Origin of the sequence: Thalassotalea sp. Y01 (assembly GCF_012932945.1) — a bacterium.
Taxonomy (GTDB): domain Bacteria; phylum Pseudomonadota; class Gammaproteobacteria; order Enterobacterales; family Alteromonadaceae; genus Thalassotalea_A.
Map to the genome: position 1 here is coordinate 123,193 of NZ_JABBXG010000004.1, position 23,936 is coordinate 147,128.

Annotated in this window: 21 protein-coding genes and 1 pseudogene; 13 read left to right on the top strand and 9 right to left on the bottom strand. The window is 41.5% G+C overall.

The features are described from left to right. Window position 1: 1 nt before the first annotated feature. The 3 genes from HII16_RS07105 (at window position 2) to HII16_RS07115 (ending at window position 1,949) form a co-directional block, all read left to right on the top strand. Window positions 2–1,108 carry a mechanosensitive ion channel family protein gene (locus HII16_RS07105; RefSeq protein WP_248289537.1) on the top strand — a complete coding sequence of 369 codons (1,107 nt, stop codon included), beginning with the start codon at window positions 2–4 and terminating at the stop codon, window positions 1,106–1,108. Further along, on the top strand, window positions 1,108–1,437 hold the full coding sequence (locus tag HII16_RS07110) for a DUF4144 family protein (protein WP_169128771.1): 330 nt from the start codon (window positions 1,108–1,110) through the stop codon (window positions 1,435–1,437). The genes HII16_RS07105 and HII16_RS07110 overlap by 1 nt, the downstream gene beginning before the upstream one ends. Before the next feature lie 116 nt (window positions 1,438–1,553). Beyond that, window positions 1,554–1,949 (top strand): VanZ family protein, encoded by a 396-nt coding sequence (locus tag HII16_RS07115; RefSeq protein ID WP_211183440.1) that lies wholly within the window; start codon window positions 1,554–1,556, stop codon window positions 1,947–1,949. 1 nt (window position 1,950) lies between these two features. On the opposite strand, the gene HII16_RS07120 is transcribed toward HII16_RS07115, so the two are convergent. Beyond that, on the bottom strand, window positions 1,951–2,880 hold the full coding sequence (locus HII16_RS07120; RefSeq protein ID WP_169128773.1) for a LysR substrate-binding domain-containing protein: 930 nt from the start codon (window positions 2,878–2,880) through the stop codon (window positions 1,951–1,953). Between the two features lie 121 nt (window positions 2,881–3,001). On the opposite strand from HII16_RS07120, the gene HII16_RS07125 reads away from it, so the two are divergent. Further along, the gene (locus HII16_RS07125) at window positions 3,002–4,504 is read left to right on the top strand and encodes a DUF1214 domain-containing protein (RefSeq protein ID WP_211183441.1); all 1,503 of its coding nucleotides are present in this window, start codon (window positions 3,002–3,004) and stop codon (window positions 4,502–4,504) included. A gap of 66 nt (window positions 4,505–4,570) precedes the next feature. On the opposite strand, the gene pyrE is transcribed toward HII16_RS07125, so the two are convergent. Continuing rightward, a complete protein-coding gene (pyrE, locus tag HII16_RS07130; RefSeq protein WP_169128774.1) occupies window positions 4,571–5,215 on the bottom strand; it encodes an orotate phosphoribosyltransferase in 645 nt (214 codons plus the stop codon). Window positions 5,216–5,235: 20 nt separating this feature from the next. Beyond that, window positions 5,236–5,949, bottom strand: coding sequence for a ribonuclease PH (gene rph, locus HII16_RS07135; protein WP_135438373.1), 714 nt, complete (start codon window positions 5,947–5,949; stop codon window positions 5,236–5,238). A gap of 174 nt (window positions 5,950–6,123) precedes the next feature. Between rph and HII16_RS07140 the strand changes: the two genes are divergently transcribed. From HII16_RS07140 to HII16_RS07155, 4 genes are all read left to right on the top strand, one after another. Beyond that, complete coding sequence (locus HII16_RS07140) at window positions 6,124–6,732, top strand: thioredoxin family protein (protein ID WP_248289538.1); 609 nt, start codon at window positions 6,124–6,126, stop codon at window positions 6,730–6,732. Window positions 6,733–6,800: 68 nt separating this feature from the next. Continuing rightward, window positions 6,801–7,448: a gluconate 2-dehydrogenase subunit 3 family protein gene (locus tag HII16_RS07145; RefSeq protein WP_169128776.1), complete on the top strand. Its 648-nt coding sequence runs from the start codon at window positions 6,801–6,803 to the stop codon at window positions 7,446–7,448. Then, a complete protein-coding gene (locus HII16_RS07150; RefSeq protein ID WP_169128777.1) occupies window positions 7,448–9,139 on the top strand; it encodes a GMC family oxidoreductase in 1,692 nt (563 codons plus the stop codon). Before HII16_RS07145 ends, HII16_RS07150 begins: the two co-directional genes overlap by 1 nt. Window positions 9,140–9,354: 215 nt before the next feature. After that, on the top strand, window positions 9,355–10,218 hold the full coding sequence (locus tag HII16_RS07155; protein ID WP_169128778.1) for a YicC/YloC family endoribonuclease: 864 nt from the start codon (window positions 9,355–9,357) through the stop codon (window positions 10,216–10,218). 840 nt (window positions 10,219–11,058) lie between these two features. On the opposite strand, the gene HII16_RS07160 is transcribed toward HII16_RS07155, so the two are convergent. Next, window positions 11,059–11,565 (bottom strand): amino acid adenylation, encoded by a 507-nt coding sequence (locus HII16_RS07160; protein WP_169128779.1) that lies wholly within the window; start codon window positions 11,563–11,565, stop codon window positions 11,059–11,061. After that, window positions 11,566–14,481: a UvrD-helicase domain-containing protein gene (locus HII16_RS07165; RefSeq protein ID WP_169128780.1), complete on the bottom strand. Its 2,916-nt coding sequence runs from the start codon at window positions 14,479–14,481 to the stop codon at window positions 11,566–11,568. 537 nt (window positions 14,482–15,018) lie between these two features. Here HII16_RS07165 and HII16_RS07170 point away from each other — a divergent pair. Then, window positions 15,019–15,150, top strand: a pseudogene (locus tag HII16_RS07170) (site-specific integrase); the annotation flags it as partial. A 444-nt stretch (window positions 15,151–15,594) separates the two neighbouring features. Here the strand turns inward: HII16_RS07170 and HII16_RS07175 are convergent. After that, window positions 15,595–16,431 (bottom strand): hypothetical protein, encoded by an 837-nt coding sequence (locus tag HII16_RS07175; RefSeq protein WP_169128781.1) that lies wholly within the window; start codon window positions 16,429–16,431, stop codon window positions 15,595–15,597. 96 nt (window positions 16,432–16,527) lie between these two features. Next, the gene (locus HII16_RS07180) at window positions 16,528–18,474 is read right to left on the bottom strand and encodes a hypothetical protein (RefSeq protein ID WP_169128782.1); all 1,947 of its coding nucleotides are present in this window, start codon (window positions 18,472–18,474) and stop codon (window positions 16,528–16,530) included. A 252-nt stretch (window positions 18,475–18,726) separates the two neighbouring features. Here HII16_RS07180 and HII16_RS17040 point away from each other — a divergent pair, with 252 nt between their 5' ends. Continuing rightward, window positions 18,727–18,861, top strand: a complete 135-nt coding sequence (locus HII16_RS17040) for a hypothetical protein (protein ID WP_282434731.1) — start codon at window positions 18,727–18,729, stop codon at window positions 18,859–18,861. A gap of 199 nt (window positions 18,862–19,060) precedes the next feature. Here HII16_RS17040 and HII16_RS07185 read toward each other — a convergent pair whose 3' ends face one another. After that, window positions 19,061–20,173 carry a helix-turn-helix domain-containing protein gene (locus HII16_RS07185; RefSeq protein ID WP_169128783.1) on the bottom strand — a complete coding sequence of 371 codons (1,113 nt, stop codon included), beginning with the start codon at window positions 20,171–20,173 and terminating at the stop codon, window positions 19,061–19,063. Window positions 20,174–20,311: 138 nt separating this feature from the next. Here HII16_RS07185 and HII16_RS07190 point away from each other — a divergent pair, with 138 nt between their 5' ends. After that, window positions 20,312–21,001, top strand: a complete 690-nt coding sequence (locus tag HII16_RS07190; protein WP_169128784.1) for a hypothetical protein — start codon at window positions 20,312–20,314, stop codon at window positions 20,999–21,001. A gap of 189 nt (window positions 21,002–21,190) precedes the next feature. Here the strand turns inward: HII16_RS07190 and HII16_RS07195 are convergent, their stop codons facing one another. After that, window positions 21,191–21,850, bottom strand: coding sequence for a hypothetical protein (locus HII16_RS07195; RefSeq protein ID WP_169128785.1), 660 nt, complete (start codon window positions 21,848–21,850; stop codon window positions 21,191–21,193). Window positions 21,851–22,121: 271 nt separating this feature from the next. On the opposite strand from HII16_RS07195, the gene HII16_RS07200 reads away from it, so the two are divergent. Both HII16_RS07200 and HII16_RS07205 read left to right on the top strand, forming a co-directional pair. Further along, window positions 22,122–22,769: a DUF480 domain-containing protein gene (locus tag HII16_RS07200; protein WP_169128787.1), complete on the top strand. Its 648-nt coding sequence runs from the start codon at window positions 22,122–22,124 to the stop codon at window positions 22,767–22,769. A 248-nt stretch (window positions 22,770–23,017) separates the two neighbouring features. Continuing rightward, window positions 23,018–23,914 (top strand): hypothetical protein, encoded by an 897-nt coding sequence (locus HII16_RS07205; protein WP_169128789.1) that lies wholly within the window; start codon window positions 23,018–23,020, stop codon window positions 23,912–23,914. Window positions 23,915–23,936 lie beyond the last annotated feature (22 nt).

The following is a 23,936-nucleotide window of genomic DNA, read 5'->3' on the forward strand; positions in this document are numbered from 1 at the left end:
CATGCAACAACTAAGGCATTACCTTGGCTTTATCGGCGATAATTTATTCCTACAAGCCGGGATAGTTGTTCTTGCCTCGTTTCTCTTCGCCTGGATATTAGACAAAGTCGTTATATCTTGGGTAAGACGCATGACGGAGCGCACCGACGGCAAGTTCGATGACCAATTAATTGAGCTGCTGCATCAACCCTTATTTTATTCTGTTGTTGTATTCGGCATCTCCGTCGCATCTAAGATAATTCAGTTGCCTGAACATGTTGGCGGCTACATATTCCCAGTTTTGTATACATTCTTGTTAGTGCTGTGGACCATGTTCTTTATTAGAATTACCCGCATCATACTGCGTCGCACAGCAGAAAATGAGAAGCATTTCAAAGTCTTGCATATGCAAACTTTGCCACTGTTCGAAAACCTTGCGTTGATCATTATCATTGTCCTATCGATATACTACATATTATCGACGTGGAAAATCGATATGTCGGCTTGGTTGGCCTCGGCGGGTATTGTTGGTATCGCCGTGGGTTTTGCCGCAAAAGACACCTTAGCAAACCTGTTTTCAGGGGTGTTTATCATGGCTGATGCGCCATACAAGATTAAAGATTATATCGTCCTTGAAACAGGCGAGCGTGGCGAAGTCACCAATATAGGTTTGCGTAGTACCCGTATTCTTACCCGTGATCATATTGAGATTACTGTACCGAACTCGGTTATGGGTAACACCAAAATCATTAATGAATCAGCTGGCCCAAGCACCAAGTCTCGTATTCGAGCCAAGATTGGCTGTTCTTACGACAGTGATATCGATTTGGTGCAAAAGGTGTTGATGGAAGTCGCACAAGAAGAAAACGAGTTATGCCGTTATCCAGCACCGATTATTCGTTTTCGTAATTTTGGTGCATCGAGCCTTGATTTTGAATTAATGGGTTGGATAGACCTACCGGCCAATCGTGGCCGGATATTGCACCAAATCAATAACGCTATTTATAACAAATTTGCTGAAAACAACATTGAAATTCCTTATTCGAAACAAGATTTATACATCAAGGAATTACCGCCCTCATTAATGAAGGGCACAAGCGATGACAAAGACAGCGAACAACCAAGCTAATGATCCACTGGCCAGCACTTATAAAGCATGATGGTGAAGATGAACTGATATTCATTGAAAACCGTGATGCGTGGCGCAATGATGAAGAAATGCTATTGTATTTGTTCACCGAGTCCGATGTGCTTGTCGACAGCACAGGCCAAATATTTAGCCTGCCCGATTTACAAAATAACCTAGATAGCGAGCAAGTTTTAGGACAAGCGAGCTTAGACAATGTCATCGAATTGGTCGCCAACCATGCCGTAGTTTGCAACATCTGTTGCGCCGAAAAAATCAATGCAAAAAATATCTTGGAAGCCGTTGAACTAGTCGCTAGTATGAAAGACTAAATAAAAAATGCGCTAACACCTCTGCAAACCTAAATAAACATAGTGTTAACAAACTCACACAACATAAAAATGTCAGGTTTGTAGAATAAAGCCTCAAATTCCTAATGGTTTTTCGTATGAGACTTATCGCCGCTCTGATGCTGGTTTTTATCTGTAGTTTATTGTTTATGGCCAATACCGGTCAGGACAACCTGTTTTTTGAATTTAAGCGCGGTATTCCTTTTGGCGATAAAGTCGGCCACTTTATGTTATTTGGCAGCCTTGCCATGTTTGCCAATTTCGCCTTCAGGTTTCGTCATCTCGCGAAAACATCTGTACTTCAATACGGTGCCTTGCTGGTATTATCCCTATCAACAATAGAAGAGTTTAGTCAGATTTTTATCAGCACCCGTACCTTTAGCTTTTATGATCTTGCCGCCAATTTTCTTGGCATAAGCCTATTCACCATCTTATCGATAGGTTTAGGTAAACTGATCCCTCGCTATAATCGGCGTTTACTGAAAAGCGCTTAACCTACAACCCTTGCAAACTGTCATTCAATAAGGTTTTAAACCAGTTATGTACTTTGCTTTGCTCATTGCGTTTATGGCGGATAAGGTAAAACTTCATTTTTTGTTCATCGGTTAAATTAAAATGATATACAGGCGCAATGTGGTCTTTCAAACTGTGACTGGCGATAAGAGACCTAGGACCAATAAACAAGGCATTACTGCTATTTAACACCTCCATGACTGACGACAGTTGGCCGCTAGAGAAAATAATGGAGCGCTTTACATTTAATGAATTTAACAGGTTATCAACGGGGTGAACGAACGACGTTCGAGCGCTTTTATCAACCATCAAGTTAACGAATCCATAACCTAAACATTGGCCAAGGGTGGCTTGCTTAGAGGCTAAGGGATGGCGCTTACTAGCGTAAATCGATAAGTCAGCACTACCGATTAAACTTACCTCAAAATCCTCGTTAAAATTGGCGTTAGGGTGTATGGCAAAATCTATCTCACCGGTTTCCAACGCGACCGATGGGTCACTGACCGGTGGGTGTTCTTCAATGACCACGCTAGGTGCAAGCTGCGCGACTTGGGTAAACAGCCCCAGTAAACAGCCTTGCCCAATCAATGGCGGAATAGACAAGGTAAATACTTGCTCTATGGTGCTCGGCGAAAATTCTTCTTCACCAACAATCGATAAGGCTTGCTGTAAAAATACTGGTAACTGTCGGCCAATCTGTTTCGCTCGCTCAGTTGGCATCATGCCTTGTGAAGTGCGATACAAAATATCGTCGTTAAAGGTATCGCGCAAACGCGCCAGGGTTTTACTCATCGCCGGTTGACTGACAAATAACGTTTGTGCCGCGCGGCTGATATTGCGTTCCCTCAACAATACACTCAAGGCCACCAGCAAATTTAAATCAATTCGATGCAGTTGCTGTTCTGTAATCACCACTATTCCAAATAGTTATGCACTTGTATAAATTTTATTCATTTTAAGAATAGTAATTAAACAACTAAACTACAATCCATCAACACATTAATTCGTTTATAAAACCTTTGGAGTAAATGAGATGAGATTTACAATATCAAAAGCCATGCTAACTACCGCAATGATTGCCGCAAGCAGTATTGCCCTTGCAGGTACTGCAACCTATCAGGCCGAGGTGCCAAAATCGATCATTACCGCCAATCAAGTTGAGTCAAAATATCTTGGCGACTTGTCTTATACCGACGGTGCTCCAAGCTTAAATACCCACCATAAAGCCCGTGATTTTGTTGATACCGCCGATGCCGTACGAGTGTTCTTGTCAGGCATCCCAGTCGCCTCGATTCAGGGCTTATTAGCCGGCCATCAAAGCATTGGCATGAAGCCAAACCAAACCATCGGCATTTCCGAAGGCTTATTAAATGCGAAAAGTATTTGGTTAACAGCCAATACCACCACCCCATATGTAACCGGTGAATTGGACGTTAAACATGGCCCAGTCGTTCTTGAAGTGGGCACGCCTATTCTTGGCTTAGTTGACAATGCCGCCTTCAAATTTGTTTCACGTGTTGGTGTAACTCACCCAGAAGATAAAGGTAAAGGTGGTAAATACTTCTTCTATCACAGCTCATACAAGGGTGAACTACCAGAAGGCTATATCCATGTGAAAACCGACGGTTATCGTCATTGGTTGCTATTTCGCATCATTACCAAGCCAGATACCATGAAAGCCGATATCGCCAAGCTAAAACAAACTATGAAGCTATACCCCTATGGCAAACAAGATCGAACCAACTTTGTTAACTTTACCGATGTGAAGTACAACACGGTTCATGCCATGGACGAAACCTTCTATAACGAGGTCAATAACCTGATTCAATACGAGCCAGCGGCTATATTTGATGCGGAGTGGTTATCAATTGCCAAACGTCTTGGCATTGAGAAAGGTAAAGAATTCAAGCCAGATGCGCGTATGCAAGGCATCTTAAAAGAAGCCTCTAAGATTGCGACTGCAGAAGCTCGTAGTTATTACTTCCACCCGGATGCATCGGTAACGACTTATGATGACCGCAAATGGTTTACACCACTGATTAACGGCCACAAGTTCATTGATAACGAGCACGGTGTGGTTAATGCCGATGACAGAGCCATGTTTCATTTTATGGCAACGGGCATCACCCCAGATATGGTAACCAAAACCGTTGGTGCCGGTTCAGACTACCGTTTAGCAACTCGTGATATCGACAATAAATTATTGGATGGCTCGAAGCATTACACGGTTACCTTGCCAGCCAATGCACCGGTTACCAAGTTCTGGTCATTTATGATTTATGACAATCAAACACGTTCAATGCTGGAAACCGATCAAGCGGCGGCAGGTATTGATGGTCTGAACAAAGGCGTGAAGAAAAATGCCGATGGTTCAACCACCATTCACTTTGTTCCAGAAGCGCCTAAAGGTGCTGAAGGTAACTGGGTACAAACCACAGAAGGTAAAGGCTTTAATGTTATCTTTAGAGTCTATGGACCAACCGAAGCTTGGTTTGCTGAAAGCTGGAAGCCAAGTGACTTCGTTGAAGTAAAATAAGACTTGCTTTAATACAAACAAAAAAGCCGCTCTAATGAGCGGCTTTTTTTTGTTCGATAACGGCGGTTATTCGATGCCGTATTCGGCGCGATAGGCTTTAACCGCATCAAGATGCTCAGCCATATCACCGTTTTCAGTTAAGTAGCTGATCACATCATTTAGGCTAACAATAGAAATAACCTTGGTGCCAAAATCGCGCTCGACTTCTTGAATAGCCGACAGCTCACCTTGACCTTTTTCTTGACGATCAAGAGCGATAAGAACACCAGAAAGTTCGGCGCCATTGGCTTTGATGATTTCCATTGATTCACGAATTGCAGTACCTGCGGTGATCACATCATCGACCAACATGACTTTACCTTCTAGTGCAGAGCCAACTAAGTTGCCTCCTTCACCATGGGTTTTCGCTTCTTTGCGGTTAAAGCAATAAGGTACGTCGGCATCATGATGATCAGCCAAGGCAACCGCGGTGGTTGTCGCAATTGGAATACCTTTGTACGCTGGGCCAAACAGTAAGTCGTAATCAATACCTGAATCAACTAGCGCAGCGGCATAGAAGCGGCCTAAACGAGCCAAATCACGACCTGTGTTAAATAAGCCAGCATTGAAAAAATATGGGCTAGTACGACCTGACTTTAAGGTAAATTCGCCAAATCGTAGTACTTGTTTCTCAAGAGCAAATTCAATAAATTCGCGTTGATAATCTTTCATTGTTGTTCCAATAAATGCGTTTAGTTTAGCGCTGCTTTTTGCGCATCAAATAGTTCATTAATGCCCGCTTTTGCTAGCTGCATCATATCGTTCATTTCATCAAAGCTAAACGGCTCTTCTTCCGCCGTGCCTTGTACTTCGATAAGCTTACCGGTGTCGGTCATAACCACGTTCATGTCGGTTTCAGCGGCGCTGTCTTCTGGGTAATCCAAATCAGCAACCGCCGTGCCTTTGTATATACCAACCGATACAGCAGCGATCATGTGCTTAAGTGGGTTGGTTTTTAACAAACCTTTGGCGCGCATGTAATCAAGCGCATCAACTAATGCCACGCAAGCACCAGTGATAGAAGCGGTACGTGTACCACCATCGGCTTGGATAACGTCGCAATCTACGGTTACGGTATTTTCACCAAGTGCCGCTAAGTCAACGGCGGCACGCAATGAACGAGCAATTAAGCGAGAGATTTCTAATGTACGACCACTTTGCTTACCAGCAGCGGCTTCACGGCGCATGCGGGTGTGCGTAGAACGCGGCAACATGCCGTATTCAGCGGTGATCCAACCTTTGCCCTGGCCCTTCAAAAATCTTGGTACACCTTCTTCTACGGTTGCTGTACAGATTACTTTGGTATCGCCAAACTCGATTAGAATTGAGCCTTCCGCATGAGCGGTAAATTGACGGGTAATGGTTACTGGGCGAATTTGCCCTGCACTTCTGCCACTTGGTCGCATAGTCTATCCTACATTTAAATTTTTACTGGCGCGCATTATAAAGCTTATCCACTGAGTTTAATAGAGAAAGTGTCGACTGCTTAGCCAATTATGGCACCAGGTGCAAGTTGTTGAAATTTAGTTAATACTAAAGAGGTCACATTAATAGTGTAGAGAAAGTGTAGACCAAAAAATATGATGAAAAGCTGTAAAAACATAATTTTAGCGGTATTGGTAAGTCTATTTAGCTGGCCGTTAATCGGCCTAGCTGACAATGTCAGTGACAGCACCAATACCAAAGCGGTGGCCAATGCCAGCATTGAAAATGCGCTGCCTTTATACTCGAAAGTATATGATCCTAAACGTGATCCATTTCAAGATGCCAAAGACGCGATTAAACTCGCTAATGAGTCTGAGCGTAATGTATTGATAGAAATTGGTGGTGACTGGTGTACCTGGTGCCACAAAATTGATGCCTTTTTGGCGGCGAACCCCGATATTTATAAGCAACTGCATGACACATTTGTCTTACTTAAGATTAATGTCAGTGACGTAAATGAGAACGCCGATTTTATGGCCGGCTTTCCCAAGGTTCTTGGTTACCCGCATATGTACGTGTCCACAGGACAAGGCAAGGTCATATTATCAAAAGATACGGCAGAATTTCTCGACAACTCTGGTGTTGCCTATTCACGTGAAGCCTGGCTTGAATTTATCGACACCTTCAACGCAGAAAATAACAAAACCAATTTACGTAAGTTTGAAATAGACAAACTCACCCAGCGTCAAGGCGACCAAGGTTAACAACTCACGTAACTAATTTAACTAAATAGTTGAAGCAAATGACTAGGGCGAATAATTAAGGTAGTGCTATGAATTCTTTTTTTGATAAAGAGTATCACCCCCCAAAAGCCATACTGACCCGCATTTCCCGCCGGCAGTTTTTAAAGTCTGCGGCAATGAGCAGCGCGATATCGATGGCACCGGTTAGCTTAGCCTTTGCTAACAATGCCGGCAAAGTCGACACCAGCCAAGATCCATGGCTAACCTTAGATATAACGATGCAACATTTACTGCCAAGCTCAGATACTGGCCCTGGCGCCAAAGAGTTTCAGGCCATCAACTATCTGGTTAATCTGCTTGAAGAGCAACCCATTGACGAAGAAGAAAAGCAGTTTGTACGCAATGGCATTGGTTGGCTCAATGGTTACACACAAAAACATTACCAACAGCCATTTAGCAAACTAACCCACGACGATAAAGAAAAAGCGCTGCGGGCGATTAGCAAATCTCGCGCCGGTGAAAACTGGCTGAGCACCTTGATAAGTTATGTCTTTGAAGCCATGTTGGCGCCGAGCAGTTACGGCGGCAATCCAGATGGTATTGGCTGGCAATGGCTGCAACATAAAGCGGGTTTTCCGATGCCCGAAAAGGGTAAACGTTATTACGAGCTCACCGCCTATGGCAATATCGATGTGAAGCAAGAACCACAACAAGATAAAGATAATAAGGCGCGCTAATGAAAACAGAATTTGATGCAGTAATCGTTGGCAGCGGTGCAGGGGCATCGCCTGTAGCTTACACCCTGGCGAAAGCTGGTAAAAAAGTCTTGGTGTTAGAAAAAGGCCCATGGCTAACCGAAGAAGACTTTTATAAAGACGAGCTTGCCTGTTGCCGCCGAACCACTTATTCACCAAAGCTTGAAGACGAGCAACACGTTATCGAAGAAGAATACGAAGATAACGACGGCAACAGCTACTGGCAGGGTGAAGCGACCAGCGAGTCTGGGTGGGATTTTTGGAACGGCAATATGGTGGGTGGTTCATCTAACCTAATGAGTGGTTATTTTCATCGTTTAAAACCTATGGATTTTCGCTTAAAGTCTGAATTTGGCGGCATAGACGGTGCCAACATTGTTGATTGGCCAATCAGCTACGATGACATGGAACCATTTTATGACATGGTCGATAACGTTGTTGGTGTTTCTGGCAAAGTGGTTGAACACCCTCATTTAGAGCCGCACAAATCGGATTACCCATTTCCACCAACGGCCGAACACCCAATATCCGCTTGGATTGACGACGCCGCGAAACAAATCGGTTACCACAGTTTTCCTGTGCCGCGTGCGGTATTATCGCGCCCAGCGATGGGCAGACGTAGCTGCGAATATTCCGGTTACTGCTCAAACTATGGTTGTTCTTCCGGTGCCAAAGGTAGCGGCCGTGCAGCTTTACTAAACCATGCAGTAGCAAGCGGTAATTGCACCATAAAACCACACAGCAAAGTGTTCAAACTGGAATCAGATGATAATGGTGATGTCACTGGCGTGTGGTTTTATGACAAACACAATCGCAAACACAAAGTCACCGGTAAAACCTACGTGATTGCTTGTCAGGCCATCGAAACCTCGCGTTTGTTGTTGGCTTCTACGGGGCCAAAACACCCGAATGGTTTAGCCAATAACCAACAACAAGTCGGTAAAAATATGATCTTCTCCGCCGGAGGCACTGGCCGTGGTGATTTTATCTTTAAAGACATAGATAAAGACAAAGAAAACCAATTGCGCGTGGTTGGCCCGTTTATTAACCGCGCCTTGCAAGACTGGTACAAAATAGACGATAAAGCCTTTGGCAAAGCCGCTAAAGGTGGCACCATTGATTTCTTGTTTCATCAAAACCCTATTTCCAAAGCCGGCTCAACCAAATGGGACGATGACGATCAATTGGTGTGGGGCGAACCGTTAAAAAGTAATCTGCAAGATGCCTTTAACTTTGGCAAAACATTACGCTTTGAAGTATTTAATGACTGGCTACCCACCGACAACTGCTTTGTTGAGTTAGACAGCGAGGCCACCGATAAATGGGGTGATCCTGTCGCCAAAATACGCATAGGCGCCCACCCACACGACATTAAAGTAGGCGAGTACATAAGTGCCAAAGCTGAAGCCCTACTCGAAGCCATGGGCGCGACCAATATTAGCTCATCAGTAAGTAGTTACCCACCGCCGAATCTGCAAGCTGGTGGCTGTCGCTTTGGTGATGACCCAAAAACCTCGGTGTTAGATAAGAACTGCAAAGCGCATGATGTCAGTAACCTGTATGTCACCGATGGCTCGTTTATGCCAACCGGTGGTAGCGTACCGTATACCTACACCATTTACGCCAACGCATTTCGGGTTGCCGAGCACATAAAGCAGCAATTGAGCGGCTAGCCGACCGCAATCATAAGTACAATCACCGACAATTTCGTCTGTTTTTCGCAAGAAATTGTCCCGATTGGCTATTCCCTAAGCAATTGAGCCAACACAAGTTTGCTCAATGCCAACCCTTGTAGCATAATTTGAGTTAGCAATTGGCACAGATATAGAGAAAGAGAAAGTGTGCCGATTGCCCTTTAAAATTTAAACAACAATACAAGGGTAATTTTATGATCCACAGCATGACTGCGTTCGCTCGTCACGAAGTAAAAAGTGACTGGGGTAACGCCATTTGGGAAATCCGCTCGGTAAATCAACGCTTCCTTGAAACCTACTTTCGCCTACCAGAACAGTTTCGTGGGTTAGAGCCGGTTCTACGTGAACGCTTTCGCAAGCAACTAAACCGCGGCAAGGTCGAATGTAGCTTACGCTTTAACGCCAACCCGGCAGCAAAAAGCAATTTGTCAATTAATGAAAAACTGGCCGAACAACTGATTGCCAGCGCCCAATGGATAAATGACAAAGCCAACAACTCAACACTAAACCCAGTTGAAATTATGCGCTGGCCTGGCGTTATGGAAGCAGAAGAAGCCGATATGGACACAATTTCAGCAGAACTATTAGCCGGCTTTGATAAAGCATTAGGTGACTTTAAAGCCGCTCGCGCCAGCGAAGGTAAAAACATGGCAGCATTGATTGTTGAACGCCTTGAAGGCATCGTCACACAAGCAGAGCAAGTAAAGGCACAAATGCCAGACATTGTGAAATGGCAACGTGAACGCATCATCGAAAAATTCAATGACGCCAACATCGAACCAGACTCAGGCCGACTAGAACAAGAGTTGGTATTACTGGCGCAAAAAATGGACGTTGATGAAGAAATCGACCGCCTATTCAGTCACGTAAAAGAGACCAATAAGATCCTCAAAAAAGGCGGCGCTCAAGGCCGACGCTTAGACTTTATGATGCAAGAGTTTAACCGCGAAGCAAACACCCTAGGTTCAAAATCTATTAATACCGACATCACTGCTGCTGCAGTTGAGTTAAAAGTATTGATTGAGCAGATGCGTGAGCAGATCCAAAATATAGAGTAACGTTCACTGGCTTCCGGTAATGTGTAGTAGGCATCATTATTAAACAATAAAGCGACATGGTAATGAGGTACAGCAGAGTCGTGCTGCTCTTTAGCCCAAATATAGCGGAGTGTGTTGGGGTGGACTCGCTTACCAGCCCGAAGACTTCTTTCTTGTTGCGCCCGCAGCTGGGATTTTAGCGACTCAATAAACCGAGTGATTGCCTCAGTATTAAAGTCAGAAGGAAAATCTGGGCAAGCCAAAATCTTAGGTAAGTGCAAATCGAATCGAACCAAAAAGGTTCTAGGGTGCTGCTGCAATGACTTATTTAATACGCTTTGTATTTTACTGAGATATTCTTGGCTTAACTGATAATTGGTTAACACATCCCAGTCATTGAACTTAGGTTCATGATGAATTGTTAAGTTTCTATTGGTTGAATGCCTTGTCATGATTGGCTCCTATTGATTAAGTATCAAGAGAAGTAATCGTTAAGTAATTTTAAGATGTATTGATTTTATATATTAACAATCAGACACTGAGCCGCCGGTAATGAACAGCCATAGCTATGGGTAAAAAATTTGAAGGCTAGCTTTACAGTGGTTTAGCAACGAGCAAGCTACTCTGATAACAAATGCAAAGCCCTATTTCTAATCAACGAATGCTGAATCAGTCTCACTTTCCAATCCCATATAACTAAAGCCTTGTTGACGTTTTATAGAATTGTCGCCCAAACTCGAACCCCTTGATTTTAAAGGCTTGTAGGGTTAACCGTCTACCAAGCTATCCGAAACGGCGTTTCACAATAAAAAGTCGAGTTGGGTCTGACCTAGCGAGTACACAAACGATCACCGCAAATAATCAATGCTGTACAGCTTTCTGGCAGTAAGCAAGAAATCGCTCAAGAGGCACAAATGTTTCTCGGCGTTGGTTACTGCGCTTTACCTGACTGTTTAAGTACATAGACAGCTCTTCCGACAGTTCATAAGGCAAAACATCAAGGCCTCTATCTCTGAGTGTATCTGTAACCCACAGAGCTGCATCGGTAATATGGCCATTTATACTGAGGTCGGTGTTTTTACGCCACTGGATTTCAAACGGCAAACTATCAAGTTTGCTCAAGAGAAAGACTGCATCGCTGTTTGGCATTAGCACAGGTAAGAAACAAGTGAATCGGCTGAATGCCTCTGTGGCAATGATCGTTTTTTCAAATGACCGGTAACGGTTGTCAACGATATGCAACTGCCAACTTAGGGTACACTCATCCGAGAAAATCGGATTGCGTCCTTTCTGTGGCCCTTCCAGACTTGGGAGATCCGCTTTAAGCCATTTATCGAGCGCTTTGCTTGTTGAATACAATAACCGCATTTAATTCACCAATTCCGGCCATTGAATACTAGATTTATCTTTACCATTTCGACAGCTGAACTCCTCGTTCCCTTTGTAGTTTCTGCACCCCCAAAACTCACCTTTAGGGCCATTCCTCAGGGCCATTTCAGCCCCGCATTTTTCACAAACAGGTACTATATGGTTACAGCCATTGTTAATACATAGCTTAAACCCAGTGTAACGGGTTCGTGTCATAGGGCTCTCGCATTGGCTACAAGGCTTCTCAACATGCCCACAACGGGGAAACATAGAACATGAGTAGAATGCCCCAAAACGACCGTCTCTCTTTTTTAGAGTGCCGGTGTCACAACGCATGCAATTTATATCCTGCACAAAAATTTGATCGCATTCACTGATAAACTCGTCAGTCTCAATTTCGTGGTCTGCAATGAGTTCATTCACAAAACAGCTAGCATTGGCCATATCAGCAATAATATAAGCTCTGTGCTTCGCTCGCGTGAGAGCTACGTAGAAAAGGCGTCTTTCCTCAGCATGAGCAAAAGCCTCTTTTTGCGGCAACATTGCATCTAGTATCGGCGGGGTTGCTTTCTCACAGGGGAAACCGTGTTTTCCCTTTTGCATACCTAAGACAATAACATAGTCTGCCTCTTTCCCTTTTGACGCATGAAAAGACTGAGTATCTATCTTCAGCAAGGGATACTTTGCACACAAAGCCTTCACATCAGCTTTGTTAGGTAGCTGAAACCAAAAACGCGCCAGCAGGTATACAGTGACTGATTTTGTCACCCTAGTTGATATCGATTGCAACACATCATCAATCGCGCCATTCGATAGTTCCATCAGCGGGCTTTGATAGTAATTGCCGGTTGCACCACTTCCCCTTCTTAAAAGGGATATTGCAGGCGTTGATTCCTGCCTCAGTGATGATATTTCCTTGTCTATCTGATCGGGGTTTTGCCCTATAAACTCAGAGGCTACCTGGCCTATCTTATTATTAAAGCGGAAAGTTAAATTAAGTGCGGTCTGAGTGGTAAAGCCAAAGTATTGCTCGAACTGAGTAGTCAGCCGGATATCAGCACCGCTAAAACGATAAATCGCCTGCCAGTCATCTCCGACCGCAAACACTGAGCAACCTCGATGGGAATTTCGGAGTGCTTTCACTAACCGGGCTCTAGGCTCAGAGATATCCTGGAATTCATCAACCATAATGTATTTCCAAGGGGATACGAAACGACCTGACTCAACGTAATCGATTGCTTTCACAATCATATCTTCGAAATCGATCTCTTCACGATCGCGTAAATGCTGGTTGTACTGCGATAGGATTGGTTTAAGCAGTTCTAAAGCTTTCTCCGTCTGCTTGGCATCGGCAGATCTTTCGATAACGCCCCTCTCATCACTGTCAGTTAAGTTGGCTCCTTTATACAATCCTAGCAACTGCCCAAACAATTCGGCCAATACTGTGATCCTGCCGGTTTCTTTAAGGCTTGCCAGAATAGACTCAACAGGTAACAGCTCATAGCTAATTTCGTGTTCAGTTAGAGCTTTCTGCAAGCATTGTAGTAAATGCCCTCTTTTATGTTGAGCATAGGTGAGCGGTATGCATTTAGTGCCGAATCGTTCATGGGTTTCTGCCTTCCATGTCATTGCGTTATGGTATTCATCCTTGTTGATATACGGCGCAGTATTACCCTCTTCATCTATGCCGTAGTACTCAATGTAGAGATCGTATTCCGGTAAATAAAAATCAGGCTGATATTGTCTACGCTCAATCGTTTTTACATCGAACTGAAAAGCCGCCTCGTACTCGTAATCAATACCGTGGTAGAAAAGCCAGTTGGCAATATACAACTCACCAAAACTTTTAACCTTGTCACCTTTCAAACTACGAATATCATTGTCTTCTAGGTATTGGTAGTAATCGCCTAAGGTCTCGAAATCGAAATCATTTTTTTCTACGTAGTAATACTTGCTGAAATAACTGAAAACTAGGCTTCGATATTCAGGGTGGTTGTCGATCAGTGACTCAAAGCAGTCTTGTACCCACTTTGCTTTAGCTTTCTCATCTTCGGCAAAATTTGAAAGGCTGGGTTTTGCACGTTCAACCTGAGAAATGATTTGCAGGCCTACGCTGTGAAAGGTGGCAGCCTTGATCTTATCGGTTGCCAGCTTATCCTGGATTCTTTCATCCATTTCATCAGCAGCTTTGCGACCATAGGCAAGTAAAAGGATATCCTTGTACTCGGCCTGGTTACTTTCAACCAAAAAACCAGCCCGACCCACCATGACACTGGTTTTTCCTGTTCCAGCGCCAGCCAACAATAAATTATTGTCATCATCAATGACGCACGCCCTTCGCTGTCTTTCAGTTAACGGGTTCGCTTCTACATTGTCGAAAAATAACTGATGGCGCTGTAGCTGAGTCTGAACATACTTCTCTTGAAAATGCTTGGTCAACTCATCGTTCCAAGCTACGTACTTTTCCAAAAGTTGAATTTGTCGCGATATGGTTGAAAATGATTTGCTATCCGTTAGCCACGGTAACCAACGACGATGCTCTTGTAAGACTAGGTTTTTGATAGTGCCTACCGTCGATTGACGCAAAAAGCGAAGGTTTACTGCTTTATCTATTTTACCAAGCAGAGAATCAAGCTGTGGGAGATTTCCTTTTATCCAATAGTCCTGGCACCGCGAATGTAAAAAGTACTCGCTGCTGTAAGCCATCATGGAAAACTTGTAGCTTCTACTGGATGTTGAAAAGGCGATGGCTTGGCCTAACAATCCAAACTCAAAGGTGATCGGCGCAGTTAGTTCGCTCCATTTTATCAACTTAGATGAATCACCTTCGGGTATGAGCAAACCAGTATCATCGAGCGCAACCGGCGACAGAGAAGAAAAAATACGACCAAAGATACTTGGTGCCAACGAATCCATTAAATACAGAATTCCTACTAAAAATTAGGGACATAGGCACATTCTACGCCAATAGGCTGGATTAGTGAAAAGCTAACTCAATTCCAAAATCTTCAAACCTATATTACTGCTATCCAATGCAAAGGAAAGAGCGACTTCTAAGATAAATGATAATACAACAATACTAAGTAAAATAAGGCCTAAGCTCGAAGAAGAAATTAAAGCGTTAGAGGCTGATACGCCAGAGTATCTAGACGAATTTAAAAATAAATTCTATTCCGGCGAACCGTCAATAACTGAGTTTTTTCAATGGACTGTTGGTGATAGTTCATTCTATTTTTCATCCGCAGGTATCCGCCTAATAAGAGATGACAAAATTGAAAATACTATTGAATACGGTGACAGAGGCATTAGTGAGGTATTGCCCATCGTTTATCAGAAGCCAATTTCATTTAGCTCTGTTGTTGATTCGAAATTCTATTTTTATAAAGTCGATTGGTTATTTGAAAATTATAAGCAATAGAATCAGAAGCGATTGAAGCATTTTGAAAGCGAATTATGCACAATAAAACCAAAGATATAGCACGAGTGATGAAAATGCTTAGACATAGCTCTGAAGGCATTACATTGCGTTATATAGGCATTACTCAAGACGTTATTGATCGTGACTTTGTTGAGCTGGAAATATAATCATTATTTAGGAGGTAATACTCCTCCTAAATTTTTTTTACTTCATTTTATCTATAGTATGAAACCACTCAATTCCGAATGGGAGAAGGGGGAAAGGGGGTTGAGGGTAAAAACAGATTAGTAATTGGAATGTAATGACAATTACTAACACATTTAGAATTAATAAAACTTGTTTAGGTAGACTGTAAGAGTCTACCCTAATTATGATATTTACTAACTAAAGTAGATTGAATATGAGCAGGTTGCTAATTGTTTAATCAATTAAACTGATTATTATCTTATTGATTGTTAAATCATTAATCTAGTACATTGAAAAGAGTTAAATTGACAAATTGTTCTTTCGTCTACTTGCAAAGCCTTGTGTATCAAAGGCTCTGGTCAAATTAGTGCTTTGAAGTAGTCAAATCCCCGTTATATGCGAAATTAGGAACTTGGAAGTTCATATTAGGTAGATGTGATTTCCCACCCTGGTTTTAGCCGGTATAAAACTCTAGCTCCACCTTTTGGCGTCGCCTCTTCATGTACGTCAAATATCTCAGTTGCTTGGATTAGTTTCATCAATGAGTTGTAACCAAGCCTTTCTTTCATTTGTTCAAGCTCTTCTGGCGCATGACGTTTAACTATATGGCCAGCAGTACTTATTAAAGCCCAGCCATCTTCACGATTCATTTGGGTGGCTATATCGCCAAGCATCAAAACCAAGCGACTTTGTCTTAAAAAAGATAGCTCGAGTTCCTTTTTGCCTTCTTCAGATTGCAAGTAATCGCCTAGTTCCTCTCGTCCTTTATGTAAGGCTTTCGCAATGGATTGTACACTTTTTATTTGTGACCTAATTTTTTCAGCTTGTTCATCAAGTTCCTGACTAAGTGCTTCACAACTTTTGGCTGAGCTCATATCAAATCTTGGTAACAAATGATGAATGAGATCATTTCGCTCTGATACCAATTGAGCAAGAGCCTCTTTCTGGCTTTGATAATAGTCATCATCACATTCGACCCTAAAACTAAACGAAAAATATGCTTCATCAAGTTGTTCAGGTTCAAGTGAGGCAGCTTCTGTCAAAGGGTTTGAATTTTCAACATACTGCCCAACTAAAGTCCCCATGGTTTGCTTATTTATTTTGTTGTCTTGCTCTTGCTTGACCGTTTTGATCTCACTAGCAAAACCAGCAAAGTTCCCGTTAGCAACAACATACTTAAGCAACTGTTCTAGTTGCTGAAAAAGGACAACATTTCGGCCAACCTTTCTTAGAACATCATCTACAAATTCTTCGTTTTTCAAATCCATTAATCCTTTATCATTACTTAGTTCCGATATCATTGACCATGTGTGAGTCCATTGCTTTGCATAGAACAATTGTTTTTAACGTCACTATTACTAACATGTTTTTGAAGGCTTAAGCTTTTGAGTTCCTCTATAAGGCTTATAAAGCTCCGTCCAAAAGTGAGTATCTAGATCATCTGCAACAGCTTCAAGGCTGATCTTTACAAAAGGCGAGGCTACCTCAAAAGCATCGTTAGCCATCATTTCTCGTAAATATCGTTCATGATTGTTTTCGTTAAGCTTTTCAACTTGAAGTAATGTTGCCAAGGTATCCCTCGCAATTAACCCTTTTAATGGACCGTAACTTCTTTTTTCACATGCTTCCAATGCATGTTTAAAAAGCTGAACACCGGATTTAAATTCATTGATGGAAATAAAGTGCTTTGCCTTCGCACAGAGAAGTGGTGCTTTCCACGCATCAAATCCAGCATGTTGTTCGATATCCTCGAGCAATGATGCTAGCCTATTTTGAATATCCACTGGCCTTTTATTTTTGGGCAAATCAATTAAGTAGCTGCACTCAAGCAATATTGCCCCCGCTTCTTCTATAGGACTCTTCGACAAATCATGGAGTCGCTGAATCGCTGCTTCTTTAATACGATCACTATAAGAGTTGCTTTGAGCAAATTGAGTGATAATCCAATAATTATTTTCTTTTTTAAAAGATCTCCAAGGAGAACCTTTACGAACCTGTTTCTCTAACTCAGCTTCTGCGATTGTTTCTTCGGCCCATAGTTTTTGTTCTATCAGTTTTTGCTTAAATACGTCTAAATTTGATTCTGGGTTTGGGTCGAAAAGGTTTGCTAGAGGAGTGTCTGGCTTCATTCGCATAAACCGTTTTGTGAATAGCCCCCCCAATAACGAAGATGAGCAAGAAAATCTGGATGGTGCTACAGATATAAATAATCCATTTTTATCAATATCTGATAACTTATTATCAAACCATGCATTTTCTTCAAGCTCTCCGTGATTTAAACGGTGTGCTTCAATGGTTAGGTTATAGATGTACTTATAAATATGGCAAAGTTGCAGTACCTTGTTTTTATTTAAGTCTTCGCAGCTTGGAGATACGCCAGGGCATAAATACTTCAATAGCCTTTTATATCCATCTTGTACAGCCTTTGCGATATGCAGCCTTTGCCGGATAGTTTTAAAACTTGGTTGTGCATACCTAATACACATTAAACTTATAAATTTCTGGCTACTTTCTGAGTCAGCATTACCTTCAATAATTTTTTCTATAATTGCGGATTTTTTGATTGGAATCTCATGAACTAAATCGGCAGGAGATAAACCTTTAAGCTCCATAAATTCAATTACTTGGCTAAGCTGCTTTTCTTCAGACAATGATTTATCAATATATAAACAGCCTTTAAAGGAGATGTTTGCAGTATCAGGAAAATTGCTTTTTATCGTTTCAAAACGCGGAACTTTACCATTTTTCCAGTTATAGATATTTCTTATTAAGGTTTCAGAGTTTTTGTCACTTAGATTAACATCTCTAACTTTATCTAGAGGAATGCCGAGTAAATCGAGCAACCAATTGCAAACTTGCTCAACTGGCATCATTACCCTAGCAGGATCTGCAGTTTCTGTTGGTAAATACCAGAAGTAGCCTCCAGGCATTCCTTTATCTGTAATATCTTCCAGATTCCAAAAAGCCATAAATCGTGCAATGCCTGGAATGTAAGAGTGACTTACTAGGTGCCAAATAACCTGCTTTGCTTCTGCATTAAAAGTCCACGTTTTTAGTTCCAAAGCTTTTTGAAAGGATGCAAAATTAACTATATGGTTACTTAAGTCAGCACACGCTAGCTCATCTTTGTGGATTTCTAACGCCCGAAAAATGCCATCCAAAATTTCATTAAGCTGTTCATAGTGCTTTTTTAAAGGCCTTTTTAACTGAGCAAATGAGGCCTTTTGTTTGCTGGTGTAAGCTGGTAATTCCAGACTTTGATGAACTTGTAAAAGGATTGATTCGATCGAGGGAATTGCGCTCATATGTTTCCTTGTTTATTTAACTTTCCCTAATTATTCCCGTAGGGAAACAACTCTACCATGAAACACCATGTTCCCTCCTTCAAATCCATAAATTAATAAGGGGGGAACAATTAGTTTCATGTTTTGCGGTTGAGCTAAGTTCTAGTATTCCAATTGTCGATTAAGTCGATAGGCCTGAATAGGCCAGCAAATAGCTTAGCTATTTGAATTATTAATCCGGAATTTTTAATTCCAATTAAAGAGGAATTTAACATGCCAAATACTGATGACATGTCAAAAGATGAACTAGATCTTTGGTCTGATATTAACAATCCAAACAATGATGCTGATATGGATGATTGGGCAGACGCTCATAATCCAAACAATGATGATTACTTAGGAGATTAAAATGAACTTAGTTAAATTTGCAAAAATGGCGCAAACCCCAAACTGGCCAAGTAAAACTGGCAACCCTTCAGGGCCTGGAAGAGGAAATAACCCACCGAAGGGTAGATAGCATTGGTCAGAGCGGTGGTACTCACCGCCGCTCAACCGTAATCAATACAAAAGGTTTTAAAATGCATATTATTCTATAAAAATGCTTTCACTACGGATTTTTATAGATCCCATATTGTGGCATTAATGCCTTCAGTGCTACAGGTAAACCACCGCAGCTATACATTTCAAAAACTTCAGGATAAACCTCCAACAAGAGCTCAATCGCAAGCTTATGAATTTTTTGTATAAATACTTGTAAAGCTGAATGGCTCGTTTGATAACTTTCTAGTAACACTGACGAAAATAAAGATTTAGCAAGCATAGTTTTATTATTGTCTGGTAAGTAAAAAAGCCTTTGTTTGATGTAGGGCGCTAAGGGTAGCGTTTCTTTATTGATAACTGATTCAATAATCGAGAATGCATGTCGCCAAAACCAGTAAAGAAAATACCGCTGAACATCAGCTCGATGTAAGTCATTGCCAATTTTGTCTAAAATTTCTTTGCTCTCACTATAGTCTTGCTGTAAGGCTGAAAGAATCTTAAAAGCTGATATGACTATGTCATTATTTTTTTTCTCAATGCGAGGTAAATTTAGGATTAGATAAGGCGATATTTCCGGAGGAGTTAATAAATAAACAGAATCCTTTAATCCAAATAGTGCTTCTGCCGTAAAGCCTGGCGAAATAAGTTTAAGTAACCCTTTGTCAACTAGACTCTTAAGGTGTCTGCGGACACTGTCTTTTGAACATCCAACCTTCTTAGCTAAGATACTTGTCCCTATATTTTCTAATACACCAGCATCACTAGCCTGAAGCCAAAGAATTGCAAAAAGTAGCTTTTGGGAAATAGTTAAGCCAAGCTCTGAATCACAAAGGATGTAATCGATGATTTGTTGTTTGATTAATAAAGATTCAGAGTATGGTCTCTGGATAGATTCGAATCGTCTTTTGACTTTGCTGATAGCTGTTTCTACATTCAATTTATATTTGAAATTAGGCTCTCCTTTCATTCTAGCCACTCTAGTACGAGTCATCAGTCCCTGGGATGACATATCCCTCAGAGCTTTTGTCACTAATTTAGGTGACATAGAGAATCTATCACTGATCTCTTTGATACCTATTAATTTTACTTCATGCTGAAAACACTCGAACCAAAGCAGCAAAAAATATTTTGAGCTTGGTGATAGTCCTGGAAACTTTCTCGATATGATGTCTGCATTCACCTGAATATCGCCCTAAACACCACTAAAACCTATATGCAAATGGTAACTTATTATAGGTAACGTTAACAATAACGTTTTGTTTTTCATGTTCAAGTAAGGCTATACTTCGCATATGCTTGGAAAATGTGTGTTATTTGAATGGAAGATATTTTTAAGTTTTTAAAGCTGTTCAATGAAGTAGAAGAGCGTGAGTGGCTGATCAAACAACTTGGAAAGAAGGGTCTTGTTATTCTAGAAAACCAACGGTTCTGGGATGAGACTCTGTTAGCTCAAGCACTAAATGAATACACTTCACGAGACGCAAAACTATTGGTTAGACTCCGTAATAATTGGCGTCAGTACAAATTCAAAATGAATAGGAAGTCGATTGGTGACGTAACGTTTCAGGTATCGATAAGTAGGCACGCAAACTCAAATTTGTTGTCCCTACAAAGGCAAAGCAAGCTCACCAACAGCGCGATTTTTGAGCATCTTGTTAATGATACTTTTCAATCTGAAATGGCAGAGCAACGCCTTCAAACGTTACGAGTAAAAGAGATTAAGTTATCCGAGCAACTTGCCAAGACGAATAGAGTCCGTTTTCAAAATTTAAGTAACAGGCTGAATAAGATAAGTAATGGAGCTAAGGTTGCAGATGAGTTAACTTCCGCTCTATCACAAATTAGTGAGCTCACCACTGATAAAGAGCAGCTAATTAAAATGGTAAGAGATCTGGAAAAAACTCTTGAGAGTCAAAAAGACGAACTCAAAAAATTGGAAATACTCCTATCTGCTGAGAAGCGACTTAATTCTAAGTTGATGAATGAATTAAAAGACACAAGGAATTGAGTTATAATCTAACGGATTTCAAGTGGTGGGTGATTTGGTGGGTACCAATCAACATTACACTAAATCAAATTATTTAACCGCATGATTTTTAATGAGAATAATTTATTTTATTATATTCAGATCCAGAATATAGAATAGCCACACCGATTAAATATTTGGCGATATACCAACAATATCGCCAAGATATTTCTAGTTTACTTTATGACATGCTTGTTCCATCAAGTCATGAACATCTAAGTCGTTTGGATCCTGTTTATATTTTTCCGTCCAAAATTTACATGTCCCTATGATGAAGGTACTCGCTTTCTGTTGATTAGCATTTTGTACACCAAAATCACTTTGCGTTGGAATATTTGTACTGGTTGCCGTATTCATTCGATGCCAATTAGCAGAGAATTTTTTAGCTGCTTCATCTCGATGATTTATGCATTTTGCAAATTGACTGCTTGTTTCAGGAGAGCGGCACTCCTCAGGGCGCTGATAATGGTCTAACCATGCTTGTTGCTTACTTCCCTCAAAGAGCCCTTTTATAATTAATGGTTGTCGCCCTAATTGGTCTTTGTTCGGTACGTGAATACTTTGCAGTTTCTTTTTACGTGTTTCTTTTTTGGTTATATAGTTATACGTTTTTGTGCTTTTTTGCTTTGATTTTTTACATAAGCGAATGTCTTCTTTTATCTCACGTTCCCTGCTTCTCAAATACTCTCCATATGGCTCTTTATAGCCGGCTCTCATGATAGTTCTGATACTTTCTAGGGCGTCGAAATGTCGTTGGCAATGTTCTTGAGCTTGAGCGTTGCTTGAAATGAAAACGATATAGACAAGGGAAATAACAATTAAATAGCGCATTAAATAGTCCTTTATGTTGATGCGAAGCATAAGGTACTAATTTTACTATTTTATATCAATAGTCAAAGTTTTGACGTTAGTGTTATTGCCGAAATGTAAGCTATCTTTTAGCCGCGATATTATTCAAGAAGTTAATACTAAAGGCTCCTTTTTCTATGCTGAAAAAGGAGCTTACACTAGGTAAATATTTATCTAAATGATTAAACATCATTGCCAAGTTCTTGCTAGTCGGCTACAAATAAGCACATATCCTCAGTTTCGGGTCAGTCTTATGATTTCATTAACCGCCACTCAGGCGCGTATTATTGGTGTGATGTTGGAAAAAGAAACCACCACACCAGAACAATACCCATTATCCCTAAATGCCTTAACAAATGGCTGTAATCAAAAAAGTAACCGCGAACCGGTGATGTCGCTGTCAGAAAGTGATGTGCAACAAGGTGTTGATGAGTTAGTTCAATTGAACCTGTTGATGGTGGATAGGAAATCATCAAGTCGAGTGCCTAAATACACGCACCGCTTTTGTAATACCGAATTTGGTGATTTGCAGTTTAGTGCACAGCAACGCGGTATTATTTGTGTGATGTTACTGCGTGGCGCGCAAACACCGGGTGAGTTGCGCACTCGTACCAATCGCTTGGCAGAATTTGCCGATGTTGCCGAAGTCGAACTGACGCTCAATCAATTGCAAGATCATAACAGTAAGCAATTGGTGCAAAAGCTAGAACGTGAACCTGGTAAACGCGAAAATCGCTGGGTAAACTTGTTTGTTGACCAAAGTGAAGCGATCACGAGCAGCAATGAGAAAAACATTGCTGAGGTCATGCAACAACAGGACGGCAGCTTACAACAACGTGTTGAGCAGTTGGAGCAAGAAGTCGCTGAGTTAAAACAGCAAATTGCTGAGCTATTGTCGTAATTGCCTTCGGCTATACCGCGGTGCCCTTTCTCGACTAATGCCGTTGTGATTACGTACTACAACGGCTTCTCGTAATAAAATGTAAAGTTTCCTTTCTATAACTAGCAATAAAGTCAATTAGATTCATATAGATACAAGAACATCAACTCAGTTGATGCTTGACCATCGTTGCATTTATTAGTCTTACCATTGGTGACTCCTTACACTGTGCGGCATAAATCGTTTGTCACAGTTTTGGAGCCAACAATATGAGAAAGCTATTACTAACCGCTGCACTTATCGCGTCGCTTGGGGTTATAGGCAATGCAACAGCCAATACCGAACTCAATGCAAATACCAAAAAAGTTGAACAGCAAGCGCTAAGTGAGACTGAAGAGTTGGCCGAACTGTCAAAGAAATTAAATAATCCGTTAGCGGACCTTTGGATGCTATGGACTCAACATGATGTCACCTCACTTGAAGACAAAGCAGGTAACAGCTACATCAGCCACAGCACCAAGTTTCAGCCGGTGATGTCGTTCGACTTTAGTGATGATTACAACTTTATATTACGTCCAGTATTTCAATTTCAAAGTATTGAAGTGCCTGGCATGGAGCGCGAGAATGGTTTAGGCGATACCGCTGTATTAGCGGCAATAGGCCCGAAAACACCGAAAAATGGTTGGACTATAGGCGCGGGTGTGTCGGCCTTCTTGCCAACCGCTGAAGAAACCTACTTATCTACTAATGGTGCCGACCAATTTGCCATTGGCCCAAGCTTGATTGCCATCAAGTTAGGTGAAAAGTACACCTATGGCGCTGTGGTTCAGCATTTCGAAGGCGTAGGTCAATCAGAAGCGGTGAACAGCAAAGGTGAAGAAGAAGACTTAAGTCTTACCGATATTCAATACATCTGGCGGGTAAGAATGTCATCAAAATTGCAAATTGGTATGGCGCCTAACATCACCATTGATTGGAACAAATCTGGTAGCGACAAGTACACCGTACCTGTTGGTTTAGGCTTTGATTATATGACCCGCTTTGGTGATACGCCGGTGCGACTGGCGGTTGAAGGTTACCGTTACGTGATGCAGGCCGATGAGTTTGGTCCAGAATGGGGTATTCGTTTTGTAGTGATCCCTGTGGTTAAAAACCCACTGTTGTAATTAATTGAAGAATTCAATGACT